Origin of the sequence: Rhizobium sp. BE258 (assembly GCF_031457345.1) — a bacterium.
GTDB lineage: Bacteria > Pseudomonadota > Alphaproteobacteria > Rhizobiales > Rhizobiaceae > Rhizobium.
Genome location: NZ_JAVDWL010000001.1, coordinates 867,314 through 889,088, shown reverse-complemented (window position 1 = coordinate 889,088; position 21,775 = coordinate 867,314). Strand labels below are relative to the sequence as shown.

19 protein-coding genes are annotated in these 21,775 nt (G+C 62.4%); 18 read left to right on the top strand and 1 reads right to left on the bottom strand.

The window, feature by feature from the left end; genetic code table 11:
* Nucleotides 1-57 precede the first annotated feature (57 nt).
* The 7 genes from J2X43_RS04135 (at nucleotide 58) to J2X43_RS04105 (ending at nucleotide 8,187) form a co-directional block, all read left to right on the top strand.
* Entirely contained in the window at nucleotides 58-885 is an 828-nt protein-coding gene (locus J2X43_RS04135; protein WP_112388478.1) for a phosphogluconate dehydrogenase C-terminal domain-containing protein, read from the top strand.
* 140 nt (nucleotides 886-1,025) lie between these two features.
* On the top strand, nucleotides 1,026-1,967 hold the full coding sequence (locus J2X43_RS04130) for a D-ribose ABC transporter substrate-binding protein (RefSeq protein ID WP_112388479.1): 942 nt from the start codon (nucleotides 1,026-1,028) through the stop codon (nucleotides 1,965-1,967).
* Nucleotides 1,968-2,045: 78 nt separating this feature from the next.
* Nucleotides 2,046-2,690 carry a DUF2291 family protein gene (locus J2X43_RS04125; RefSeq protein WP_112388480.1) on the top strand — a complete coding sequence of 215 codons (645 nt, stop codon included), beginning with the start codon at nucleotides 2,046-2,048 and terminating at the stop codon, nucleotides 2,688-2,690.
* Nucleotides 2,687-4,237 (top strand): sugar ABC transporter ATP-binding protein, encoded by a 1,551-nt coding sequence (locus J2X43_RS04120; protein ID WP_112388481.1) that lies wholly within the window; start codon nucleotides 2,687-2,689, stop codon nucleotides 4,235-4,237. Before J2X43_RS04125 ends, J2X43_RS04120 begins: the two co-directional genes overlap by 4 nt.
* The gene (locus J2X43_RS04115) at nucleotides 4,234-5,298 is read left to right on the top strand and encodes an ABC transporter permease (protein WP_112444108.1); all 1,065 of its coding nucleotides are present in this window, start codon (nucleotides 4,234-4,236) and stop codon (nucleotides 5,296-5,298) included. The genes J2X43_RS04120 and J2X43_RS04115 overlap by 4 nt, the downstream gene beginning before the upstream one ends.
* A 1-nt stretch (nucleotide 5,299) precedes the next feature.
* Nucleotides 5,300-6,334 (top strand): Gfo/Idh/MocA family protein, encoded by a 1,035-nt coding sequence (locus tag J2X43_RS04110; RefSeq protein ID WP_112388483.1) that lies wholly within the window; start codon nucleotides 5,300-5,302, stop codon nucleotides 6,332-6,334.
* Nucleotides 6,331-8,187: a hypothetical protein gene (locus J2X43_RS04105; RefSeq protein WP_112388484.1), complete on the top strand. Its 1,857-nt coding sequence runs from the start codon at nucleotides 6,331-6,333 to the stop codon at nucleotides 8,185-8,187. Before J2X43_RS04110 ends, J2X43_RS04105 begins: the two co-directional genes overlap by 4 nt.
* Before the next feature lie 385 nt (nucleotides 8,188-8,572).
* Here J2X43_RS04105 and J2X43_RS04100 read toward each other — a convergent pair whose 3' ends face one another.
* Nucleotides 8,573-9,613, bottom strand: a complete 1,041-nt coding sequence (locus tag J2X43_RS04100) for an NAD(P)-dependent alcohol dehydrogenase (RefSeq protein WP_112388485.1) — start codon at nucleotides 9,611-9,613, stop codon at nucleotides 8,573-8,575.
* 421 nt (nucleotides 9,614-10,034) lie between these two features.
* On the opposite strand from J2X43_RS04100, the gene J2X43_RS04095 reads away from it, so the two are divergent.
* The 11 genes from J2X43_RS04095 (at nucleotide 10,035) to cysW (ending at nucleotide 21,765) form a co-directional block, all read left to right on the top strand.
* Nucleotides 10,035-10,124, top strand: coding sequence for a K(+)-transporting ATPase subunit F (locus J2X43_RS04095; RefSeq protein ID WP_016556800.1), 90 nt, complete (start codon nucleotides 10,035-10,037; stop codon nucleotides 10,122-10,124).
* A gap of 33 nt (nucleotides 10,125-10,157) precedes the next feature.
* Nucleotides 10,158-11,861: a potassium-transporting ATPase subunit KdpA gene (gene kdpA, locus J2X43_RS04090; protein WP_112388486.1), complete on the top strand. Its 1,704-nt coding sequence runs from the start codon at nucleotides 10,158-10,160 to the stop codon at nucleotides 11,859-11,861.
* Between the two features lie 10 nt (nucleotides 11,862-11,871).
* Complete coding sequence (locus J2X43_RS04085) at nucleotides 11,872-12,027, top strand: hypothetical protein (RefSeq protein WP_310291017.1); 156 nt, start codon at nucleotides 11,872-11,874, stop codon at nucleotides 12,025-12,027.
* 45 nt (nucleotides 12,028-12,072) lie between these two features.
* Nucleotides 12,073-14,160: a potassium-transporting ATPase subunit KdpB gene (gene kdpB / locus J2X43_RS04080; RefSeq protein ID WP_112388487.1), complete on the top strand. Its 2,088-nt coding sequence runs from the start codon at nucleotides 12,073-12,075 to the stop codon at nucleotides 14,158-14,160.
* Nucleotides 14,161-14,172: 12 nt separating this feature from the next.
* Nucleotides 14,173-14,742 carry a potassium-transporting ATPase subunit KdpC gene (gene kdpC, locus J2X43_RS04075; protein ID WP_112388488.1) on the top strand — a complete coding sequence of 190 codons (570 nt, stop codon included), beginning with the start codon at nucleotides 14,173-14,175 and terminating at the stop codon, nucleotides 14,740-14,742.
* 178 nt (nucleotides 14,743-14,920) lie between these two features.
* Nucleotides 14,921-17,629 (top strand): sensor histidine kinase KdpD, encoded by a 2,709-nt coding sequence (locus J2X43_RS04070; RefSeq protein ID WP_112388489.1) that lies wholly within the window; start codon nucleotides 14,921-14,923, stop codon nucleotides 17,627-17,629.
* Complete coding sequence (locus tag J2X43_RS04065; RefSeq protein WP_112388490.1) at nucleotides 17,626-18,318, top strand: response regulator transcription factor; 693 nt, start codon at nucleotides 17,626-17,628, stop codon at nucleotides 18,316-18,318. Before J2X43_RS04070 ends, J2X43_RS04065 begins: the two co-directional genes overlap by 4 nt.
* Before the next feature lie 38 nt (nucleotides 18,319-18,356).
* The gene (locus J2X43_RS04060; protein ID WP_112388491.1) at nucleotides 18,357-18,812 is read left to right on the top strand and encodes a PTS sugar transporter subunit IIA; all 456 of its coding nucleotides are present in this window, start codon (nucleotides 18,357-18,359) and stop codon (nucleotides 18,810-18,812) included.
* Between the two features lie 199 nt (nucleotides 18,813-19,011).
* Complete coding sequence (locus J2X43_RS04055) at nucleotides 19,012-20,037, top strand: sulfate ABC transporter substrate-binding protein (protein WP_112388492.1); 1,026 nt, start codon at nucleotides 19,012-19,014, stop codon at nucleotides 20,035-20,037.
* Between the two features lie 8 nt (nucleotides 20,038-20,045).
* Nucleotides 20,046-20,903 (top strand): sulfate ABC transporter permease subunit CysT, encoded by an 858-nt coding sequence (cysT, locus tag J2X43_RS04050; RefSeq protein ID WP_112388493.1) that lies wholly within the window; start codon nucleotides 20,046-20,048, stop codon nucleotides 20,901-20,903.
* The gene (gene cysW / locus J2X43_RS04045; RefSeq protein ID WP_112388494.1) at nucleotides 20,893-21,765 is read left to right on the top strand and encodes a sulfate ABC transporter permease subunit CysW; all 873 of its coding nucleotides are present in this window, start codon (nucleotides 20,893-20,895) and stop codon (nucleotides 21,763-21,765) included. The genes cysT and cysW overlap by 11 nt, the downstream gene beginning before the upstream one ends.
* Nucleotides 21,766-21,775 lie beyond the last annotated feature (10 nt).

Genomic DNA, 21,775 nt, shown 5'->3' with positions numbered 1-21,775 from the left:
ATTGACTCATCATACCAGTTGCGATACCTGATTGAAAAAATCGAAAGGCGAGGAAACATGACTGCAATTGCCCTCTTCGGCGCTGGTGGCAAAATGGGCTACCGGCTTGCCAAAAACCTCAAAGGCTCGCGCTTCGATGTCCGTCATGTCGAGGTCAGCGATGCCGGCAAGGCGCGCCTCAAGAACGATCTCGGCATCGATTGCGTCGGTGCGGATGAAGGTCTTGCCGGTGCTGACGTCGTCATTCTCGCTGTTCCCGATACGGCGATCGGCAAGGTCGCAACCGGTATCGTCGGCAAGCTGAAGCCGGGCACGATGGTCGTCGCGCTCGACGCCGCTGCACCCTTCGCCGGACATCTGCCTGAGCGCGCCGATCTCACCTATTTCGTAACGCACCCCTGCCATCCGCCGATCTTCAACGACGAGACCGACATGCAGGCGAAGAAGGATCACTTCGGCGGCCTCTTCGCCAAGCAGCATATCGTCTCTGCTCTGATGCAGGGTCCGGAAGCCGCCTACGATCTCGGCGAAGAAATCGCCAAGGTTATCTGGGCGCCGGTCATGCGCTCGCACCGCGTCACCGTCGATCAGATGGCGATGCTGGAGCCGGGTCTGTCTGAAACCGTTTGCGCCTCGCTGCTCGTCGTCATGCGCCAGGCCATGGACGAATGCGTTGCCCGCGGCGTGCCTGCGGAAGCCGCCCGCGACTTCCTGCTCGGCCATATGAACGTGCTCGGCGCCGTCATCTTCAAGGAAGTCGACGGCGTGTTCTCGGATGCCTGCAACAAGGCGATCGAGTTCGGCATCCCCGCGCTGATGCGCGACGACTGGAAGAAGGTCTTCGAACCTCAGGAGATCGCCGAAAGCATCCGGCGCATCACCTGACAATGCCGCGGCGGGGTTTACGCCCTGCCGCATCGCCGGCCCGGTGGGGAGTCCAAGAGACGGTCCGGCAATGAATATCGCATGAATTCTGGTTGGGCCGGGGTGGCCCGGCCCATGCGTCAAACTCGGGAGGAGAAACCATGACTTTTACACGCAGACTGACCCTTGCGGCCTTCGCGGGCGCCCTTTCGCTCGGCGTTGCCATGCCGGCATTTTCGGCTGATCTGATCGCCATCATCACGCCGGCCCATGACAACCCGTTCTTCAAGGCTGAAGCCGTCGGCGCCGAAGCAAAGGCCAAGGAACTCGGCTACGAAGCGCTCGTCATGACCCATGACGACGACGCCAACAAGCAGTCGGAAATGATCGACACGGCCATCGGCCGCGGCGCCAAGGCCATCATCCTCGACAACGCCGGCGCCGACGCCTCGGTCGCCGCCGTCAAGAAGGCCAAGGATGCGGGCATCCCCTCCTTCCTGATTGACCGCGAAATCAATGCGACCGGTGTTGCCGTCGCCCAGATCGTTTCCAACAACTACCAGGGTGCACAGCTCGGCGCGCAGGAATTCGTCAAGCTGATGGGCGAGAAGGGCAACTATGTCGAGCTCGTCGGCAAGGAATCCGACACCAATGCCGGCATCCGCTCGCAGGGCTATCATGACGTCATCGACGACTATCCGGATCTGAAGAGCGTTGCCAAGCAGTCGGCCAACTGGAGCCAGACCGAAGCCTACGCCAAGATGGAAACCATTCTCCAGGCAAACCCTGACATCAAGGGCGTCATCTCCGGCAACGACACGATGGCCATGGGCGCGATCGCCGCTCTCCAGGCTGCCGGCCGCAAGGACGTGATCGTCGTCGGTTTCGACGGCTCCAACGACGTTCGCGACTCGATCAAGGCGGGCGGCATCAAGGCCACCGTTCTGCAGCCGGCATACGCCCAGGCCCAGATGGCCGTCGAGCAGGCTGACGCCTACATCAAGAACAAGACGCTGCCGAAGGAAGAAAAGCAGCTGATGGATTGCGTTCTGATCAACGCCGACAACGCCTCCAAGCTCGAAACCTTCGCGATTTCGAAGTAACCGGCATAAAACACACCGCAGAGGGTCCGGGAAACCGCGCCCTCTGCGGCCTATTTCACGAAATTCGAGGTTCACAGCATGTTGAGGATCAGGGGCGCCCTGATCGCCGCTCTCGTGGCGGCGGCATTGCCAGGCTGCAAGATCATCAAGACGCCGACTGCCGAGGAAAAGGCAGCGGCGGCCGCAAAGACCGCATTCGATCCGAATGCCAAGGTCGAGGCCATCTGGCAGTCGCAGGCTGTTCCCTATTATCAAAAGCGCGCCGGCGAATTGAAGGACGTCGTGGCCGCTGTTGCCGCGGGGCCCGATCAGGCAGGTGAGAAATACGGCAATCCGAGAAAGCAGGCGAGCGCGCCCTGGACCTATGCGGTGAAATTCACCGGCAAGGTCGTGGCTGCGGACACGCAATCGCGCGCCGCAACGCTCGACGTCGATGCCGATGGCGACGGCAAGGCGGATGCCAAGGTACAGATCGGCCCGGCCCTGCGCGGCACGGCGCTGCGCGACACGCTCGACTTCGTCAATTTCAACGAATTCAAGAACCAGATCGAATGGGCCCAGTTCGGCAAGGCCTTCAACGAGAAGGCCAACACCGCTTTCCTGTCGGCCGTGCCGCGTGACGGTATAACCGGCAAGACGGTCACAGTCGTGGGCGCCTTCCCGCTGCCATCGGGGAGCGATCTGCCGCTGGTCACCCCTTCTGAGCTGACGGTGGCGCCATGACTGAAGACGCCGCCAAGGACGATATCATCCTGCGCCTCGACGATGTCTCGAAGGTCTATTCGGGCATCGTTGCCGTCAAGCGCGCCAATCTTGAGCTGCGCCGCGGCGCGGTCAACGTTCTCGTCGGCGAGAACGGTGCCGGCAAGTCGACGCTGATGAAGATCATCGCCGGCGTGGAGCGCCCGACGCTTGGCAAGATCATTCTCGATGGCAAACAGGTCTCCTTCGACAGCCCGGCCGATGCGCAGGCGCACGGCATCGGCATGATCTTCCAGGAACTCAACCTCTTCGCCAACATGACGGTGGCCGAAAACATCTTCGCCACCCGCGAGATCACCCGCGGCGTGCTGGGTATCGACCACAAGGCGCAGGTGGAAAAGGCCAACGGCTTCCTGAAGCGCCTCGACGCAGGGATCGACGCCGAAACCATGGTCGAAGACCTGCCGATCGGCCAGCAGCAGCTGGTCGAGATCGCCAAGGCCATGTCCCTTGATGCCCGCATCCTGATCATGGACGAACCGACCTCGGCGCTTTCTGCGGCCGAAGTCGAAATCCTCTTCAAGGTCATCGGTGAGCTCAAGGCGCAGGGTGTGGCGATTGTCTATATCTCGCATCGTCTCGAAGAGCTGATGCGGATCGGCGACTACATCACCGTGCTGCGCGACGGCCAGATCACTGGCCAGGCGATGGTGAAAGATATCGACACCCGCTGGATCGTCCGCTCGATGATCGGTTCGGATGCCAAGGATTTCGCCAAGGCAGACAATCACGCTCTCGGTGGCGAAATGTTCCGCGCCGAGGATATCTCGCTGCCGCGCCCGACCGGCGGGCTTGCCGTCGATCACGTCTCGCTCTCGGTCAAGTCGGGCGAAATTCTCGGCATCTATGGCCTGATGGGCGCCGGACGCAGCGAGTTCTTCGAATGCGTCATCGGCCGCCACATGCATTCCACCGGCAAGATCTTCATCGACGGCCAGGAAGTCCGCGCCCGCGACACAACCCGGCGCATCCGCCGCGGCCTGGCGCTGATCCCTGAGGATCGCCAGCGCGAGGGTCTGGTGCAGGTTCTGTCGATCGCCAGCAATCTGACGCTGGCAAGCCTCGGCCGCTTCGCCCGCTTCTTCCATATCAGCGCATCGGCGGAGAAGAATGCGATCCGCGAAGCCATCAAGGACCTCTCGATCAAGGCGCCCAACCCGGATTTTGAGGTCACCTCGATGTCGGGCGGTAACCAGCAGAAGGTGGTCATCGGCAAGGCGCTGATGACCAATCCGAAAGTACTCCTGATGGACGAGCCGAGCCGCGGCATCGATGTCGGCGCCAAGGCCGACGTCTTCCGCACCATGCGGCGGCTGGCGGCCAACGGGCTTGCCATCTTGTTTTCGACTTCTGACCTCGAAGAGGTCATGGCGCTTTCCGATCGCATCGCGGTCCTGAGCAACGGACGGCTGATCGCCGTCTTCGATCGCAGCGAAGCGACGGAAGATGCCATCATCGCGGCTTCGGCCAAGGGACACGGACAGCAGACAGGGAAACTCGCGTCATGACGGCGGCTACCACGACTACCACAGCGCCGAAGAGCGCCAACGGCTCCGCACTTCTGACGCTGATGAAGCTCAGAACCTTCATCGCGCTGTTTGCCGTCATCATCTTCTTTGCGATCTTCGCGCCGAACTTCACCTCGACGGCGAACATGATCCTGATGTCGAAGCATGTGGCGCTCAACGCCTTTCTCGCCATGGGCATGACCTTCGTCATCATCACCGGCGGCATCGACCTCTCGGTCGGCTCGATCGTCGGCCTCTGCGGCATGGTCGCCGGTGGCCTGATCCTCTACGGGATCGAACTGCCGATCGGCTATACGATCTTCTTCAATCTCTTCGAGATCGTGCTGATCACGCTTGCCGTCGGCCTCGCCATCGGCCTGATCAACGGGCTGCTGATCACCAAGCTCAACGTCGCGCCCTTCATCGCGACGCTCGGCACGCTCTATATCGCCCGCGGCCTGGCGCTGCTCTCCTCCGACGGCCAGACCTTCCCGAACCTCGTCGGCCGCCCGGAATACGCGACGACCGGCTTCGACTTCTTCGGTGCCGGCCGCATCCTCGGCCTGCCGGTGTCGATCTGGATCCTGATCGTGCTGGCGCTCGTTGCCGCCTATGTGGCGCGCTCCACGCCGATCGGCCGCCACATCTTCGCCGTCGGCGGCAATGAGCGGGCGGCGCGCATGTCCGGCATCCGGGTCGATCTAGTCAAGATCTTCGTCTACATGTTCTCCGGTCTGTGCGCCGCGATCGTCGGGGTCGTCATCTCCTCCGAACTGATGGCAGCGCATCCGGCAACCGGCGAAAGCTTCGAACTGAACGCGATTGCGGCAGCCGTTCTCGGCGGCACCTCGATGTCGGGCGGCCGCGGCACGATCGGCGGCACGATCATCGGCGCGTTCGTCATCGGCATTCTGTCGGACGGACTGGTGATGATGGGCGTATCGTCCTTCTGGCAAATGGTCATCAAGGGCCTCGTCATCATCATCGCCGTCGTCGTCGACCAGGCACAGCGCCGCCTGCAGCAGCGCGTTACCCTCATGCAGATGGCAAAGGCAGGTTGAAATGACGGAATTGAAAGGTGCTCTGATCGGTTGCGGCTTCTTCGCGGTCAACCAGATGCATGCCTGGCGCGACGTCGAGGGCGCTGAGATCGTGGCGATCTGCGACCGCGATCCGGCCCGCCTGAAGGCTGTCGGCGACCAGTTCGGCATCGAACGGCGCTACGCGGATGCGGCCGAACTCTTCGCTGCTGGCGGCTTCGATTTCGTCGATATCGCAACGACCGTTCCGAGCCACCGACCGCTGGTCGAGATGGCGGCCAGGCATAAGGTTCCGGTCATCTGCCAGAAGCCATTCGCGCTGTCGCTGGCGGATGCCAAGGCAATGGTGACGGCCTGCCGCGAGGCCGGCATTCCGCTGATGGTGCATGAGAATTTCCGCTGGCAGACGCCGATCCAGGCGGTGCGCCGGCTGCTCGACGCCAAGGCGATCGGCACGCCCTTCTGGGGCCGCTTCTCCTTCCGCTCGGGCTACGACGTCTTCTCGGGCCAGCCCTATCTGGCCGAAGGCGAGCGTTTCATCATCGAAGATCTCGGCATCCACACGCTCGATATCGCCCGCTTCATTCTCGGCGACGTCAAGACGCTGACGGCGCGCACCAAGCGGGTCAACCCTGACATCAAGGGCGAGGACGTCGCGACGATCCTGCTCGATCACGAAAGTGGCGCGACCTCGGTCGTCGATGTCAGCTATGCAACGAAGCTCGGTACCGAGAATTTCCCGGAGACCCTGATCGAACTCGACGGCACCGATGGCACCATCCGCCTGTCATCCGGGTACCGCCTCGAAGTCACCAACGCGGCTGGCACCGTCGTCTCCGATGCTTCGCCGCAGCTGCTCTCCTGGGCGTCGCGCCCTTGGCACAATATCCAGGAAAGCGTCTATGCGATCCAGGAACACTGGGTCGAGCGTCTCAGGAACGGCGGCGAGCCCGCCACCTCCGGCGCCGATAACCTGAAGACTTTCGCGCTTGTCGAAGCGGCCTATGAAAGTGCGGCCTCCGGCAAGACTGTCGATATCGAGGCGATGCTCGGATGACATCGGAAACCTTCGCCCTCTATGGTACGCACGAGGCCGAAGAGCAGCCGGTGACGCTTTCTGCCGGGCGGCTTTCCGCCGATCTCGCCAACGGCAATCTGCGAACGATCAGATACAATGGTATCGAGGTGCTGCGGGCCGTTTCCTATCTCGTGCGCGATCGCGACTGGGGTACCTACAGCCCGCGCATCGACGATCTGACCGTAGAACAGGGCGATGGCCGCTTTGCCGTTCGGTATACCGCCCATTGCGTCGGCCCTGATGGAAGCACGCTCGCCATCGCCGTGCGAATTGCCGCCACGGAAACCGAACTGACATTCGAGGCCGATGCGCTTTCGGCGACCGGCTTCGAAACCAACCGTTGCGGCTTCTGCATCCTGCATCCGATCGTCGGCGTGGCCGGAGCTCCAGTCAGGGTCGAGGATGTCGATGGCCACGTGGCCGACACGGTCTTCCCCGACCTGATCGATCCCTGGCAGCCCTTCAAGGATATGCGATCCATCACGCATGCCGTTGCCGAAGGCATCCTGGCAAAATGCCTGATGGAGGGCGACACGTTCGAAATGGAGGACCAGCGCAACTGGTCCGACGCTTCCTATAAGACCTACGTGCGCCCGCTGGCGCTTCCCTGGCCTTACAGGATCGGCGCCGGCGAACCGGTGCGCCAGCGCATCGTGCTGTCGATCGACGACCGCCGCAAGGGCTTTGCATCGGCGAAAACGGCGCAGCGTGTGGTCGAGATCAGGAAGGGCGACCGGTCAGGCACGATGCCGCCGATCGGCATCGTCGTGACACCCGAGGAAGCGCGCGCCACATTGGCGGCGAAAGAGATGCTGGACGAGATCGCGCCGCAGCACCTGCTCTTTCATTTCGATCCGCTTGCCGGGCATGGACGCGCGGTGCTCGACGACTTCGCGGCAATCGCGAGAGGCCATCGGGGCTCGGCGACGATCGAAATCGCCTTGCCCTGCGTCAGGTCACCGGCGGAAGAAGCACGCGACATCGCGGCGCTGATGAAGGCGGCACATTTCTCACCCGACGCGATCGTCGTCTCCCCCTCCGTCGATCGCCAATCGACGCCGCCGGGCAGCAAGTGGCCGGAATGCCCGCCGCTGGAAGAAGTCTATGCGGCGGCACGTGCCGCATTCGGCGAGGTGAGCCTCGGCGGCGGCATGCTCAGCTATTTCACCGAGCTCAACCGCAAACGCGTGCCGGCCTGGCACCTGGATTTCGTCACCCATTGCACCAACCCGATCGTGCATGCGGCGGACGACCTGAGCGTCATGCAGACGTTGGAGGCATTGCCTTTCATCACCCGCTCGGTGCGGGCGATCTATGGCAGCAAGCCGTACCGGATCGGCCCTTCCACCATTCCCATGCGCCAGAACCCCTATGGCAGCCGGACGATGGACAACCCAGGCCATGCCCGCATTCCGATGGCCAACAGCGATCCGCGCCAGAATGGCCGTTTCGCCGAAGCCTTCGCTTTTGCCTACGGGATTCAGGTGGCCGATGCTGGCCTGGAATGTCTGACGCTTTCGGCGCTGACGGGACCTTTCGGTCTGATTGCCGGAGACGGCGAGCCGTCACCACCCGGTTCGCCGCGACCACTCTTCAACACGGTCAAAGCCTTGGCCGGCATGGCCGGCTACAGCTGGCGCGAATGCCGGTCGGCAGTGCCGTCAGATGTTCTGGCATTGCTGGTGCAGGACGCTAGCGTGCAGTCGCTGTGCCTCGTCAACATCACGTCGCGTGTTCAGGAAGCCGCTCTCGGAAGCTTCTATCCCGCAGGCGGTGGACAGGGTCTGATCAGACTTGCGCCCTATTCCGTGGAGCGCGTCGGCCTGCCCTGATGGTACCCATTCGCGCATGCGACGGCATGCTGCGTTTGACGCGGATTTCTTCCTTGGCCATCTGCAGAAGATAGGCCAGGAGCTCTGAACCCTCGGCCCTGGTAAGTTTGATGGCGATGTCGAGATGGTCGGCAAGATGAGAATTGCGCATCATGAATTTCCCCGCTCAGATACATATATCAATAATTGCTAATGAATCTTGCGCGGGCATTACCAATGGCATCCAACAACCTAACGTGAGGAATTCATACTCGTAGCCATACGCCTTGTGAACCATCCCTAATAATAGGGATAGTTGACGGAAACGTACAGGATTCGTTCTTTGGTTGTTCTCACGTGCATTAGATCTTTCTAATCTAAAGCAGCCTATACGAGATTTGTACGATCACAGGACAATCTGTAGCTTCACATCATCCGGGCGCGCTTCAACGGCGCGATCGAAAGCCTTGATCGAATCCTCGAAGGCAAAGGTCTCGGAAATCAGTGGCTTGAGATCGACACGCCCGGAACCGAGGAGCGCGATCGACCGCTCGTATTGATGCGCGTAGCGGAACACGGTCTCGATACGGATTTCCTTGGTCGAGGCAGTCGAGACGTCGAAACCAACCGGATTGACCGGCAGACCGACAGCGACGATGACGCCGCCCGGACGCGGCAGCTGCATGATCGTCTCCCATGCCTTCGGCGAACCGGAGCATTCGAAGATCACGTCGGCGCCCCATCCATCCGTCAGCCGCGATACCTCTTCGGCAAGGCTCTTCTCACGGATATTGACCGGAATGACGCCCTGATACTGGGCGGCGATATCGAGCTTCGGCTGCGCCAGATCGGCGACGATGGCACGCGAGCAGCCGCCGGCAAGGGCAGCGATCGCGACCATCGTGCCGATCGGACCGGCGCCGAGCACCACGGCGGTATCGCCAGGCGCAATCTTCGCCTTCGACGCCGCCTGCATGCCAACGGCAAAGGGCTCGACCATCGCGCCCTCGGCAAAGCTGACATTGTCAGGCAGCTTGAACGTGTAATTGGCGGGATGAACGACCTCGGCTGTCAGAACGCCATGAATGGGCGGTGTCGCCCAGAAGGTCACGGCCGGATCGACATTGTACATGCCGAGGCGGCTCGCCTTGGAATTCGGATCGGGAATGCCGGGCTCCATGCAGACGCGGTCGCCGATCTTCAGATGCGTGACGCCCTCGCCGACCTCGATCACCGTTCCCGCTGCCTCGTGGCCGAGCACCATCGGCTCGTTGACGACGAAGGGGCCGATCTTGCCGTGGGTGTAATAATGCACATCCGAACCGCAGACGCCGACCGTATGGATCTTGATCTTCACTTGGCCGGGGCCCGTATCCATCGGCAGATCGATGTCGCGAAGCGCGAGCTCATGCTGACGCTCCAGAACGAGAGCACGGACTTTGGTCATGGCGGTTTCCTTCCCTGTGGCGCTTACGATTCAACTGCGCCGTTGGTCCAGACTATAGAACCGCCCGCAGGCGAAATTCAATCGCGGTATTTCAGCTTTTGCTCACAGCGCGACGAAATGCTCACCTTGGTGCATAAAGGCATTTATAAGATTTTTATATTGGCGCCACCTGGCGCGTCTCGAACCTTAATGCGCTTCGGCCGCATATTAATGCCCGAGAGATCAAACCGATTATCTCCACGCCAGAAAGCATAAAGGTGCCGATCCCAAGGGAACGGCGCCCTTGTCTTGTCTGACTCCAACAAGAACACCAGGAGTCAAGATCATGATGGATATCATTCTACTGGGCACCGCGATAGTCTTTTTCGGACTTTGCTTTGCCTATACCCGCGCCTGCGACAGGCTCTGAAGGAGAGCGACGATGACCCTCGATTATATCCTGAGCGGCGCCGTGACCGTTTTCCTCACCGTTTACCTCACCTACGCCCTCATCCGCCCCGAGCGCTTCTGATAGCGCCGGCCGGATACCCGAAAGTTTCCTCCCATGACCCTCAACGGATGGCTACAGATCCTCGTCTTCTGCGGGATCCTCATTGCGCTCGTCAAACCGCTCGGCGGTTACATGACGCGCGTCTTCAGCGGAGAGCGCACGCTGCTCTCCCCCGTCCTCGTTCCGGTGGAACGGGGACTTTATGCGCTTGCCGGCACCAGCGACCGCGAGGAGCAGCATTGGACCTCCTATGCGTTCTCGCTGCTGATGTTCAACCTGCTCGGCACGCTGGTCCTCTATCTGCTGCTGCGCTTCCAGGACATCCTGCCCTATAACCCGGCCGGGATGACCGCGGTCGGGCCGGAGCTCTCCTTCAACACCGCCACCAGCTTCGTCGCCAACACCAACTGGCAGAGCTATGGCGGCGAAAGCACCATGTCCTATCTGTCGCAGATGGCCGGCCTGACCGTGCAGAACTTTGTTTCTGCCGCAACCGGCATGGCGATCGCCATCGGCCTGATCCGCGCCTTCTCGCGCGCCTCGGGCAAGGCGATCGGCAATTTCTGGGTCGATATGATCCGCGCCACGCTCTACGTGCTCCTGCCTGCCTGCATCGTGCTGACGCTTGTCTATGTCTGGCTCGGTGTGCCGCAGACGCTCGGCCCCTATGTCGATGCGACGACGCTCGAAGGCGCCAAGCAGACGATCGCGCTCGGCCCTGTTGCTTCGCAGCTTGCCATCAAGATGCTCGGCACCAACGGCGGCGGCTTCTTCAACGCCAACTCGGCCCATCCGTTCGAAAACCCCGACAACATCTCGAACATGATCCAGATGCTGTCGATCTTCGCGATCGGCGCGGCCTTCACCAACGTCTTCGGCCGCATGGTCGGAAACCAGCGTCAGGGCTGGGCGATCCTCGCCTCGATGGGCATCCTGTTCCTCGCGGGCGTTGGCATCACCTATTGGGCGGAAGCCGCGGGCAACCCGCTGATGCATCAGCTCGGGCTTGCAGGCGGCAACATGGAAGGCAAGGAAGTCCGCTTCGGCGTCGCCATGTCCTCGCTCTTCGCTGTCATCACCACGGCGGCCTCCTGCGGCGCGGTCAATGCTATGCACGGCTCGTTCACCGCACTCGGCGGCCTGATCCCGCTCATCAACATGCAGCTTGGCGAAGTCATCGTCGGTGGCGTCGGCGCGGGCTTCTACGGCATCGTGCTGTTCATCATCGTCGCCGTCTTCGTAGCCGGCCTGATGGTTGGCCGTACGCCTGAGTATCTCGGCAAGAAGATCGAGGCGAAGGAAATGAAGATGGCCGTTCTCGCTATCCTCTGCCTGCCACTCGCCATGCTGGTCTTTACGGCAATCGCCAGCGTCCTGCCGTCTGCCGTCGCCTCGGTCGGCACGGCTGGTCCGCACGGCTTCTCGGAAATCCTCTATGCCTATACCTCGGCTGCGGCCAACAATGGTTCCGCCTTTGGCGGCCTGACGGCCAATACGCCCTGGTACAACATCACGCTCGGCATCGGCATGCTGATGGGCCGCTTCCTGGTCATCGTGCCGGCGCTTGCGATCGCTGGCTCGCTGATCAGCAAGAAGACGGTACCGGCCTCCGCAGGCACGTTCCCGACCGACGGCCCGCTCTTCGTCGGCCTGCTCGTCGGCACGATCCTGATCGTCGGCGGCCTCACCTTCTTCCCGGCGCTGGCCCTCGGCCCTGTCGTCGAGCACCTGGTGATGATCGCAGGGCAGACGTTCTGAGGTGACGCCGATGATCATCCGTCACGCATTCCGCAAATCGATCCACCCACGCCACGGTTCGCCGGGGCGTGGGGCAAGGCCCGGCCTGCGCGGGACCGACGCAATCCTGCTGATGCTGGCTGGCCTGCTCGTCGCGGCCGCCGTTCTCAGACTTTTTCATGGCTGACCGGCCCGGCCGGTTCCGCCTCACTCTTTCAAGCTGGAGTCTCTTATGAGCCAGGCAAAATCCGCGAGTATCCTGAATAGTCGCATCCTCATTCCGGCTGTCGGCGCCGCTTTCAAAAAGCTCAACCCGCGCACGCTGGCCCGCAATCCGGTCATGTTCGTCGTGGCAACGGTCTCGGCGCTGACCACCATCCTCTTCATCCGCGATATCGCCACCGGCGGCGGCAATCTCGGTTTCTCGTTCCAGATCAATCTCTGGCTCTGGTTCACCGTGCTATTTGCCAACTTCGCCGAAGCCGTTGCCGAGGGCCGCGGCAAGGCACAGGCGGATTCGCTGCGCAAGGCGCGCACCGAAACGCAGGCCAAGCTTCTGACCGCCAATAACGGCTCCGGCTACCGCATGGTGCCGGGCACGAGCCTCAAGGTCGGCGATCTCGTTCTGGTCGAGGCCGGCGACATCATCCCGTCCGACGGCGAAGTCGTCGAGGGCGTCGCCTCGGTCAACGAAGCAGCGATCACCGGTGAATCCGCCCCTGTCATCCGTGAGTCCGGCGGCGACCGCTCGGCCGTCACAGGCGGCACGCAGGTTCTGTCGGACGTCATCCGTGTCCGCATCACAGCAGCCGCCGGCTCGACCTTCCTCGACCGGATGATCTCGCTCGTCGAAGGCGCGGAGCGCCAGAAGACCCCGAACGAAATCGCGCTCAATATCCTGCTCGCAGGCATGACTCTGATTTTCGTCCTCGCCACCGCGACGATCCCGAGCTTTGCCGCCTATGCCGGCGGCTCGATCCCGATCATCACGCTGGTTGCGCTCTTCGTGACGCTGATCCCGACCACGATCGGCGCGCTGCTTTCGGCCATCGGCATTGCCGGCATGGACCGTCTCGTCCGCTTCAACGTGCTGGCCATGTCCGGCCGCGCCGTCGAAGCCGCTGGTGACGTCGATACGCTGCTGCTCGACAAGACCGGCACGATCACGCTCGGCAACCGTCAGGCCACGAGCTTCCGCCCGGTCCGCGGCGTCACCGAACAGGAACTGGCCGATGCGGCGCAGCTCGCTTCGCTCGCCGACGAGACACCTGAAGGCCGTTCCATTGTCGTACTGGCAAAGGAGAAATATGCGATCCGCGGCCGCGATATGGCCAGCCTGCAGGCGACCTTCGTTCCCTTCACCGCCCAGACCCGCATGAGCGGTGTCGATATCGGCGGCTCTTCGATCCGCAAGGGTGCGGTCGAAGCCGTGCTGACCTATGTCGGCGCCAACAATGCGCCGTCCAACGGCAATGCTGCGATCGCTCTCCGTCCCGAGACCGATGTCGTGCGCGAACTCCAGGCTATTGCCGACGAGATCGCCAAGGCCGGCGGCACGCCGCTTGCGGTTGCCCGCGACGGCAAGCTGCTCGGCGTCATCCAACTGAAGGACATCGTCAAAGGCGGCATCCGCGAGCGCTTCTCCGAACTGCGCCGCATGGGCATCCGCACCGTGATGATCACCGGCGACAACCCGATGACCGCAGCCGCGATCGCCGCCGAAGCCGGGGTCGATGACTTCCTGGCCCAGGCGACCCCTGAAAACAAGCTGTCGCTGATCCGCGAGGAACAGGCCAAGGGCAAGCTCGTCGCCATGTGCGGCGACGGCACTAACGACGCCCCGGCGCTTGCCCAGGCCGATGTCGGCGTCGCCATGAACACCGGGACGGTGGCCGCCCGCGAGGCCGGCAACATGGTGGACCTCGACAGCGACCCGACGAAGCTGATCGAGATCGTCGAGATCGGCAAGCAGCTGCTGATGACCCGCGGCGCGCTGACGACCTTCTCGATCGCCAACGACATCGCCAAGTATTTCGCCATCATCCCGGCGATGTTCCTGACCTTCTACCCGCAGCTCGGCGTGCTGAATATCATGGGCCTCGCCACGCCGCAGAGCGCCATCATGTCGGCGATCATCTTCAATGCGCTGATCATCGTGGCGCTGATCCCGCTGTCGCTCAAGGGCGTGAAATACCGCGCCATCGGCGCCGGCGCTCTGCTGTCCCGCAACCTCGTCATCTACGGTCTCGGCGGCATCGTCGTCCCGTTCATCGGCATCAAGGCGATCGATATGGCCATCACGGCCCTCGGTCTCGCCTAAGGAGCACATGCAATGTTGAAAGAACTTCGTCCGGCAATCGTCATGATCGTTGCCACCACCGCCATCACCGGCCTGCTCTACCCCATCGCGATGACCGGTGCGGCCCAGGCCCTCTTCCCCAAGCAGGCGAACGGCAGCCTGATCGAGAAGGACGGAACCGTCATCGGCTCGACGCTGATCGGCCAGGCCTTCACCAGCGACAAGTATTTCCACGGCCGCCCGTCGGCCGCGGGCGACGGCTACAACGCCGCCTCGTCCTCTGGCTCGAACCTCGGCCCGACCAGCCAGAAGCTGATCGACCGCGTCAAAACCGACTACGAGGCGGCCAAGGCCACCAACCCTGGCGCCGACGTACCGATCGACCTCGTCACCGCCTCGGGCAGCGGGCTTGATCCCCACATCACCCCCGATGCCGCCTATTTCCAGGTCGCCCGCGTCGCCAAGGCCCGTGGTCTCGACGAGGCGAAGGTCAAGGCGCTGGTGGATGCCGCCGTCGAGGCGCGTGAGCTTGGGTTCCTGGGTGAGCCTGTGGTCAATGTGCTTGCGTTGAACATGGCACTTGATGCACCTATGACGCGTTGAATGTCAGCGCGAATAGCCCCCTCACCCGGCCTCCGCTGCGCTCGGCCACCCTCTCCCCAAGGGGAGAGGAGGAGTGGCAACGACGCGGCACTTCACCTTCTCCCCCTCGGGGAGAAGGTGGCCCGAAGGGTCGGATGAGAGGGCTGCTTGCGCGGACCGCAGAGAAAGACCACCACGCATGCCCGATAGCAGTCGCGATACCGATCCACGGCCATCCCCCGACGCCCTTCTTGAGCGCGCCGAGCGTGAAACACGCGGCCGTCTGAAGATCTTTCTCGGCGCCGCGCCCGGCGTCGGCAAGACCTACGAGATGCTGGTGTCCGGCCGTGCCAAAATTGCCGATGGACTGGATGTGGTGATCGGCGTGGTCGAGACCCACGGGCGCAAGGAAACCGAGGCGCTGCTGGCCGGTTTCGAGATCATCCCGCGCGTCGCGGTCGCCTACAAAGGCCATTCGCTCGAGGAAATGGACCTCGACGGGATCCTCGCCCGCAGGCCCGATCTGGTGCTGGTCGATGAGCTTGCCCATACCAATGCTCAGGGCAGCCGTCATCCGAAGCGCTATCTCGACGTCCGGGAACTGCTCGATCGCGGCATCGATGTCTATACGACGCTCAATATCCAGCATGTCGAAAGCCTCAACGATGTCGTCTCGCAGATCACCCGCATCCGAGTACGCGAGACGGTGCCGGACTCGGTCATCGACGTTGCCGACGACATCGAGATCATCGACCTGACGCCCGACGACCTGATCAAGCGGCTGCATGACGGCAAGGTCTATGTGGCGCGCACGGCCGAGCGGGCGCTGACCAACTATTTCACGCCCGGCAACCTGACGGCGCTGCGCGAACTGGCACTGCGAAAGACTGCCCAGCGCGTCGACGACCAGCTGCTGACCCATATGCAGGCACACGCCATTTCCGGCCCCTGGGCGGCAGGCGAACGCGTGCTCGTTTCCGTCGATCACCACGCGCGCTCGGCCTCACTGGTCCGCTACGCCTCGCGGATGGCAGCACGGCTTCGCGCACCCTGGTCGGCCGTCTATATCGAGACCAATCGCTCGATCAATTTGACGGAAGGCGAGCGCGACACGATTGCCGCGACGCTGCGGCTGGCCGAACAGCTCGGCGGCGAGGCGTTGACGCTGCCGGGCCGCGAGGTCTCGGAAGAGCTGCTGCGCCATGCCGGCGCCAACAACGTCACCCATATCGTCATCGGCTCGCCGAAGAAGCCGACATGGCGGGAATGGCTGCAGCCTTCGGCGACGGACCAATTGATCCGCCGGGCTGGCGATATCAGCGTCCACGTCATCTCGGGAAGCGAGAAGGACACGGCGGCCAAGAGCGGTGTGAAGGCTGCTTCCGCCGCCACGGCCTTCGATATCCGCGCCTATATTCTGGCGACGGGCTATGTGGTCGTGGCGCTTGCCGCAGGCATCGTGCTCGATCAGGTGCTCGATGTCCGCAATCTGGCACTGGTGTTTCTGATGGCGGTGCTGACCTCGGCCGTCATCCACGGCCTGCGCCCAGCGCTCTATACCTGCATCATCAGTGCCCTGACCTTCAACTTCTTCTTCCTGCCGCCGCGCTACACGCTGACGATCAGCGACCCCGAGAGCGTCCTCGCACTTTTCTTCTTCCTCGGCGTAGCGATCATCGCCTCCAACCTGACGGCAACGGTGCAGCGGCAGGCCGCGGCCGCACGGCAGCGCGCCAGAACGACAGAAGATCTCTACCTCTTCTCCAAGAAGCTCGCCGGAACCGGCACGCTGGATGACGTGCTCTGGGCGACGGCGTTCCAGATCGCCTCGATGCTGAAGGTCCGCGTCGTGCTGCTGCTTCCCGAGGATGGGGGCATTGCCGTGAAGGCCGGTTATCCGCCCGATGACACGCTGGATGATGCCGATATCGCCGCCGCCCGCTGGGCCTGGGAGCACAATCATGCCGCCGGCCGCGGCGCCGATACGTTGCCCGGCGCAAAGCGCCTCTATGTGCCGCTACGCACCGGCCGCACCGCCGTCGGCGTCATCGGCCTCGATAGCGACCGGCGCGACGGACCGTTGCTGACACCGGAGCAGCAGCGACTGCTCGATGCGCTGGCGGATCAGGCGGCCCTTGCGATCGAACGCGTCCAGCTCGTCGCCGATGTCGACCGCGCCAAGCTCGCGGCGGAAGCCGATCGCCTGCGCTCGGCGCTGCTCACCTCGATCTCGCATGACTTGAAAACCCCGCTCGCGGCGATCCTTGGTGCGGCGGGAACGCTCCGCGACTATCTGAGCTCGATGACCGAGGAGGATCGCAACGATCTCCTGTCGACCGTCGTCGATGAATCCGAGCGTCTCAACCGCTTCATCGCTAACCTGCTCGACATGACCAAGATCGAATCCGGCGCCATGGAGCCGAACTATGCGCTGCATTATGCAGGCGACATTGCCGGAAGCGCACTGCGCCGCGCCGCCAAGATCCTCGACGGGCACAGGACGGAAATGAGCATTCCCGAAGACCTGCCGATGGTGAAGGTCGATCCGGTGCTTTTCGAGCAGGTGCTGTTCAACCTGCTCGACAATGCCGCCAAATACGCGCCGGAAGCATCGACGATCCGCATCCGCGGCTTCTCCGACGCTTTCAGCGTTGCGCTCGAGGTCTCCGATGAAGGCCCCGGCATTCCCGAGGGTGATCTCGACCGCATCTTCGACACCTTCTACCGTGTCCGCAAGGGCGATCAGGTTCGCGCCGGCACCGGGCTCGGGCTTTCCATCTGCCGCGGCTTCATCGAGGCCATGGGCGGCACCATCACGGCAGGAAACCGGAAGGATCGCCCAGGCGCGGTCTTCACCATCCGGCTTCCCAGACCCAATGACACTCTCAAACTGGATGAACTCAAATGAGCGGTTCGCCCGTCAAAATTCTCGTCGTCGATGACGAGCCCCCTATCCGCAAGCTGCTGCGCGTCGGACTGACAGCACAGGGCTACGAAGTCCACGAGGCCGCCAATGCGCTGGCCGCCCGGCAATCGGTGGTCGATGATCTGCCCGATCTCGTCGTTCTCGATCTCGGCCTCCCGGATACGCCGGGGCACGACCTGCTGCAAGAGTGGCGGGACGACGGGCTGACCATGCCTGTCGTCATCCTCTCCAGCCGCACCGACGAGGCCGGTATCGTCAAGGCGCTGGAGACCGGCGCCGATGATTATGTCACCAAGCCGTTCGGCATTGCCGAACTCGGCGCCCGCATCCGCGTGGCACTCCGACATCGCCTGCAGCAGCAGGGCGAGAAGGCGATCTTCCAGACCGGCGGTCTGTCGATCGACATCGTCAAGCGGATCGTCAAGGTTGACGGCAGGGAGATCAAGCTGTCGCCGAAGGAATACGACATCCTGCGCGTGCTCGCCCAGCACGCCGGAAAGGTGCTCACCCACCAGTTCCTGCTGAAACAGGTCTGGGGGCCGGCGGCCGATGTGCAGTATCTCAGGGTCTATGTCCGACAGCTGCGTCAAAAGGTCGAGCAGGTTCCCGATCAGCCGCACTATATAACCACGGAGACCGGGGTCGGTTACCGTCTTCGCGAGCCCGACTGAGCGGCCGCAGGCCTTCTTCGAAGACAAATGGAAATCACATGAATCTTGCAGACATCATCTTGCCGGAACACACCTTTATCGGCGTTTCGGTCTCGACGAAATGGCGCGCGCTCCAGAATATGGCGGAAAAGGCCGGAAAGGCCTTCGGCGTCGAGGAGCAGGCGATCATCCGGGCGCTCGAAACCCGCGAAAACCTGGGTTCGACAGGCATCGGCAACGGCATCGCCGTTCCGCATGCATCGATCCCCGGCATGACCAGCCCCCGTGGCCTTCTGGTCCGCTTCGCCCAACCGCTCGATTTCGAGGCGATCGACGATGTGCCCACCGATATCGCCTTCATGCTTCTCTTCGGCGAGAACAATCGCGGCGAATATCTGAACGTGCTGGCGGCGATCGCGAGGCGCCTGCAGTCCGAGGGGGTGCTGGCATCGATGCGGAAGGCGCGCAGCGCCGACGAGCTCTATTCCGATTTCATCGCCGACTCCCGGAGCTGACAGGCCTTGAACAACCATTCCTGCGATCTATTCTGCAATTGAATTGGCAGTGGTTCAAAGGCTTGTCCGGTAAGTCCGTTTCAGAAACCTCTTGCAAATGAAATGACATTCCAGAAAGCGACGTTCCAACCGGAAGAACGTTCGTTTCATTATACGACCAAGTTGATAGAGTTTACTGCAGAAACGAAGGAGGTTTTTCATGCAGTCAACTCGGATCACAAGGCTTCTCGCCGCTGCGGTCTTCGCCGGTAGCGTTGCCATCGGCGCCGTTGCTCCGGCTTTTGCCGATCAGCAGCTTCTCAACGTGTCCTACGACCCGACGCGCGAATTGTATAAGGACTTCAATGCCGCCTTCGCTGCCAAGTGGCAGAAGGATACCGGTGAAGCGGTCACGATCCAGGCCTCCCATGGTGGCTCCGGCGCGCAGGCCCGCTCGGTCATCGATGGTCTCGAAGCTGACGTCGTGACGCTGGCGCTGGAAGGCGACATCGATGCGATCGCCAAGGCGACCGGCAAGATCCCGACCGACTGGAAAACTAAGTTCCCGAATAACTCAACCCCCTACACCTCCACGATCGTCTTCCTAGTCCGCAAGGGCAACCCGAAGGGCATCAAGGACTGGGCCGATCTCGTCAAGGATGACGTCCAGGTCATCACCCCAAACCCGAAGACCTCGGGCGGCGCCCGCTGGAACTTCCTGGCAGCCTGGGCATGGGCCAAGCAGGCAAATGGCGGCGACGAAGCCAAGGCGCAGGACTATGTGACCAAGCTTCTGCAGCACGTTCCGGTTCTCGATACCGGCGCACGCGGAGCGACCACCACCTTCGTCCAGCGCGGTCTCGGCGACGTTCTGCTCGCCTGGGAAAACGAAGCCTATCTCTCGCTTGAAGAACTCGGCCCCGACCAGTTCGAGATCGTGACCCCGGCCTTCTCCATCCGTGCCGACCCGCCGGTTGCGATCGTCGACGGCAATGTCGACAAGAAGGGCACCCGCAAGGTTGCCGAAGCCTATCTGAACTACCTCTATTCGGACGAAGGCCAGAAGATCGCTGCCAAGCACTTCTACCGCCCGATCAAGCCTGAAGCTGCCGATCCGGCAGATATCGCCCGCTTCCCGAAGTTGACGCTTGCCACCATCGATGATTTCGGTGGATGGAAGGAAGCCCAGCCGAAATTCTTCGGCGACGGCGGGGTATTTGACCAGATCTACAAGCCGGCCCAATAATAGAGTTCATGAACGCACATAGCCCCTCACGGTGGCGGTTGAAGCGGCCGAGTGTCATTCCGGGTTTCGGATTGGCGCTCGGCTTAACCTTGACCTGGCTCACCCTTCTGATCCTGATCCCCTTGTCGGGGCTCGCATGGCGTTCGAGCGAACTCGGCTGGGAGAAGTTCCTGTCGATTGCGCTCGATCCGCGCACTGTGAATGCCCTGCGCATCAGCTTCGGCGGCGCCTTCATTGCCGCCTGCATCAATGCCGTCTTCGGTGTCATCCTCGCCTGGGTGCTGGTGCGCTACCGCTTCCCCGGCAAGCGCATCATCGACGCCATGGTCGATCTCCCCTTCGCACTGCCTACAGCCGTTGCCGGTATTGCGCTGACGACGCTCTACGCGCCGAACGGCTGGGTCGGCCAGTTTCTGGCGCCACTCGGCATCAAGATCGCCTTCACACCGGCCGGTATCGTCGTCGCCCTGATCTTCGTGGGCCTGCCCTTCGTGGTGCGTACGGTTCAGCCGGTGATGGAGGAGATCGACAAGGAAGTGGAAGAGGCCGCGGCGACGCTCGGCGCCAACCGCTTCCAGACGATCACCCGCGTCCTGCTGCCGGGCCTTGCGCCTGCCGTACTGACGGGCTTTGCGCTCGCCTTCGCCCGCGGCGTCGGCGAATACGGATCGGTCATCTTCATTGCCGGCAACCTGCCGTTCAAATCGGAGATCGCGCCGCTGCTGATCGTCATCAAGCTCGAAGAGTATAATTACGCCGCCGCCACCGGCATTGCGGCCGTCATGCTCATCATCTCGTTCATCATGCTGCTGGTCATCAATCTCATTCAGAGCTGGCGCAGACGGAGGTACGGACATGGCGCTTGATACTGTCTCCGCCTCTCCGAAGGTTGCCTCCGTCGTGACGGAAAGCAGGCTGGCGCGCTGGGCGCTGATCCTGCTGTCGCTGGTCTTCCTGCTGCTGATCCTGTTCCTGCCGCTGGCTGCCGTCTTTGTCGAAGCCTTCCGCAAGGGCGTCCCGCCGTTCTTCCAGGCGCTGCAGGATGCAGAAACCTTCTCGGCGATCCGCCTCACCCTGATCGTCGCCGGCATCAGCGTGCCGCTGAACGTCGTCTTCGGCGTTGCCGCTGCCTGGGCGATCGCCAAGTTCGAGTTCAAGGGCAAGGCGTTTCTGACGACGCTGATCGACCTGCCCTTCTCGGTGTCGCCGGTGATCTCGGGTCTTGTCTTCGTGCTTCTGTTTGGGGCCAACACCTATCTTGGGAAATGGCTCGATGCGCATAGCATCAAGATCCTGTTTGCCGTGCCGGGCCTGATCCTGGCCACGATGTTCGTTACCTTCCCCTTCGTCGCCCGCGAACTGATCCCGCTGATGCAGGAACAGGGAACGGCCGATGAAGAAGCGGCACTGTCGCTCGGCGCCAGCGGCTGGCAGACCTTCTGGTACGTGACGTTGCCGAACATCAAGTGGGGCCTGCTCTACGGCGTGCTGCTCTGCAACGCCCGCGCCATGGGTGAATTCGGCGCCGTCTCCGTTGTCTCCGGCCATATCCGCGGCCAGACAAACACGATGCCGCTGCAGGTGGAAATTCTCTACAACGAGTATAATTTCACCGGCGCCTTTGCCGTCGCGACACTGCTTGCACTGCTTGCCCTTGTGACTCTTGTTTTGAAAACGCTGCTCGAAATGCGATACAGCGCGGAAATCGCTGCCAGCCGGCGGCACTGAAGGATTGAGA

What these genes read in the sequence shown, in the direction of transcription:
- J2X43_RS04060 (WP_112388491.1), top strand. Translation starts at nt 18,357, where the DNA reads ATGAATCTTGCAGACATCATCTTGCCGGAACACACCTTTATCGGCGTT.
- kdpB (WP_112388487.1), top strand. Translation starts at nt 12,073, where the DNA reads ATGAGCCAGGCAAAATCCGCGAGTATCCTGAATAGTCGCATCCTCATT.
- J2X43_RS04095 (WP_016556800.1), top strand. Translation starts at nt 10,035, where the DNA reads ATGACCCTCGATTATATCCTGAGCGGCGCCGTGACCGTTTTCCTCACC.
- J2X43_RS04055 (WP_112388492.1), top strand. Translation starts at nt 19,012, where the DNA reads ATGCAGTCAACTCGGATCACAAGGCTTCTCGCCGCTGCGGTCTTCGCC.
- kdpA (WP_112388486.1), top strand. Translation starts at nt 10,158, where the DNA reads ATGACCCTCAACGGATGGCTACAGATCCTCGTCTTCTGCGGGATCCTC.
- J2X43_RS04105 (WP_112388484.1), top strand. Translation starts at nt 6,331, where the DNA reads ATGACATCGGAAACCTTCGCCCTCTATGGTACGCACGAGGCCGAAGAG.
- kdpC (WP_112388488.1), top strand. Translation starts at nt 14,173, where the DNA reads ATGTTGAAAGAACTTCGTCCGGCAATCGTCATGATCGTTGCCACCACC.
- J2X43_RS04100 (WP_112388485.1), bottom strand. Translation starts at nt 9,613, where the DNA reads ATGACCAAAGTCCGTGCTCTCGTTCTGGAGCGTCAGCATGAGCTCGCG.
- J2X43_RS04070 (WP_112388489.1), top strand. Translation starts at nt 14,921, where the DNA reads ATGCCCGATAGCAGTCGCGATACCGATCCACGGCCATCCCCCGACGCC.
- J2X43_RS04135 (WP_112388478.1), top strand. Translation starts at nt 58, where the DNA reads ATGACTGCAATTGCCCTCTTCGGCGCTGGTGGCAAAATGGGCTACCGG.
- cysW (WP_112388494.1), top strand. Translation starts at nt 20,893, where the DNA reads ATGGCGCTTGATACTGTCTCCGCCTCTCCGAAGGTTGCCTCCGTCGTG.
- cysT (WP_112388493.1), top strand. Translation starts at nt 20,046, where the DNA reads ATGAACGCACATAGCCCCTCACGGTGGCGGTTGAAGCGGCCGAGTGTC.
- J2X43_RS04110 (WP_112388483.1), top strand. Translation starts at nt 5,300, where the DNA reads ATGACGGAATTGAAAGGTGCTCTGATCGGTTGCGGCTTCTTCGCGGTC.
- J2X43_RS04115 (WP_112444108.1), top strand. Translation starts at nt 4,234, where the DNA reads ATGACGGCGGCTACCACGACTACCACAGCGCCGAAGAGCGCCAACGGC.
- J2X43_RS04065 (WP_112388490.1), top strand. Translation starts at nt 17,626, where the DNA reads ATGAGCGGTTCGCCCGTCAAAATTCTCGTCGTCGATGACGAGCCCCCT.
- J2X43_RS04130 (WP_112388479.1), top strand. Translation starts at nt 1,026, where the DNA reads ATGACTTTTACACGCAGACTGACCCTTGCGGCCTTCGCGGGCGCCCTT.
- J2X43_RS04120 (WP_112388481.1), top strand. Translation starts at nt 2,687, where the DNA reads ATGACTGAAGACGCCGCCAAGGACGATATCATCCTGCGCCTCGACGAT.
- J2X43_RS04125 (WP_112388480.1), top strand. Translation starts at nt 2,046, where the DNA reads ATGTTGAGGATCAGGGGCGCCCTGATCGCCGCTCTCGTGGCGGCGGCA.
- J2X43_RS04085 (WP_310291017.1), top strand. Translation starts at nt 11,872, where the DNA reads ATGATCATCCGTCACGCATTCCGCAAATCGATCCACCCACGCCACGGT.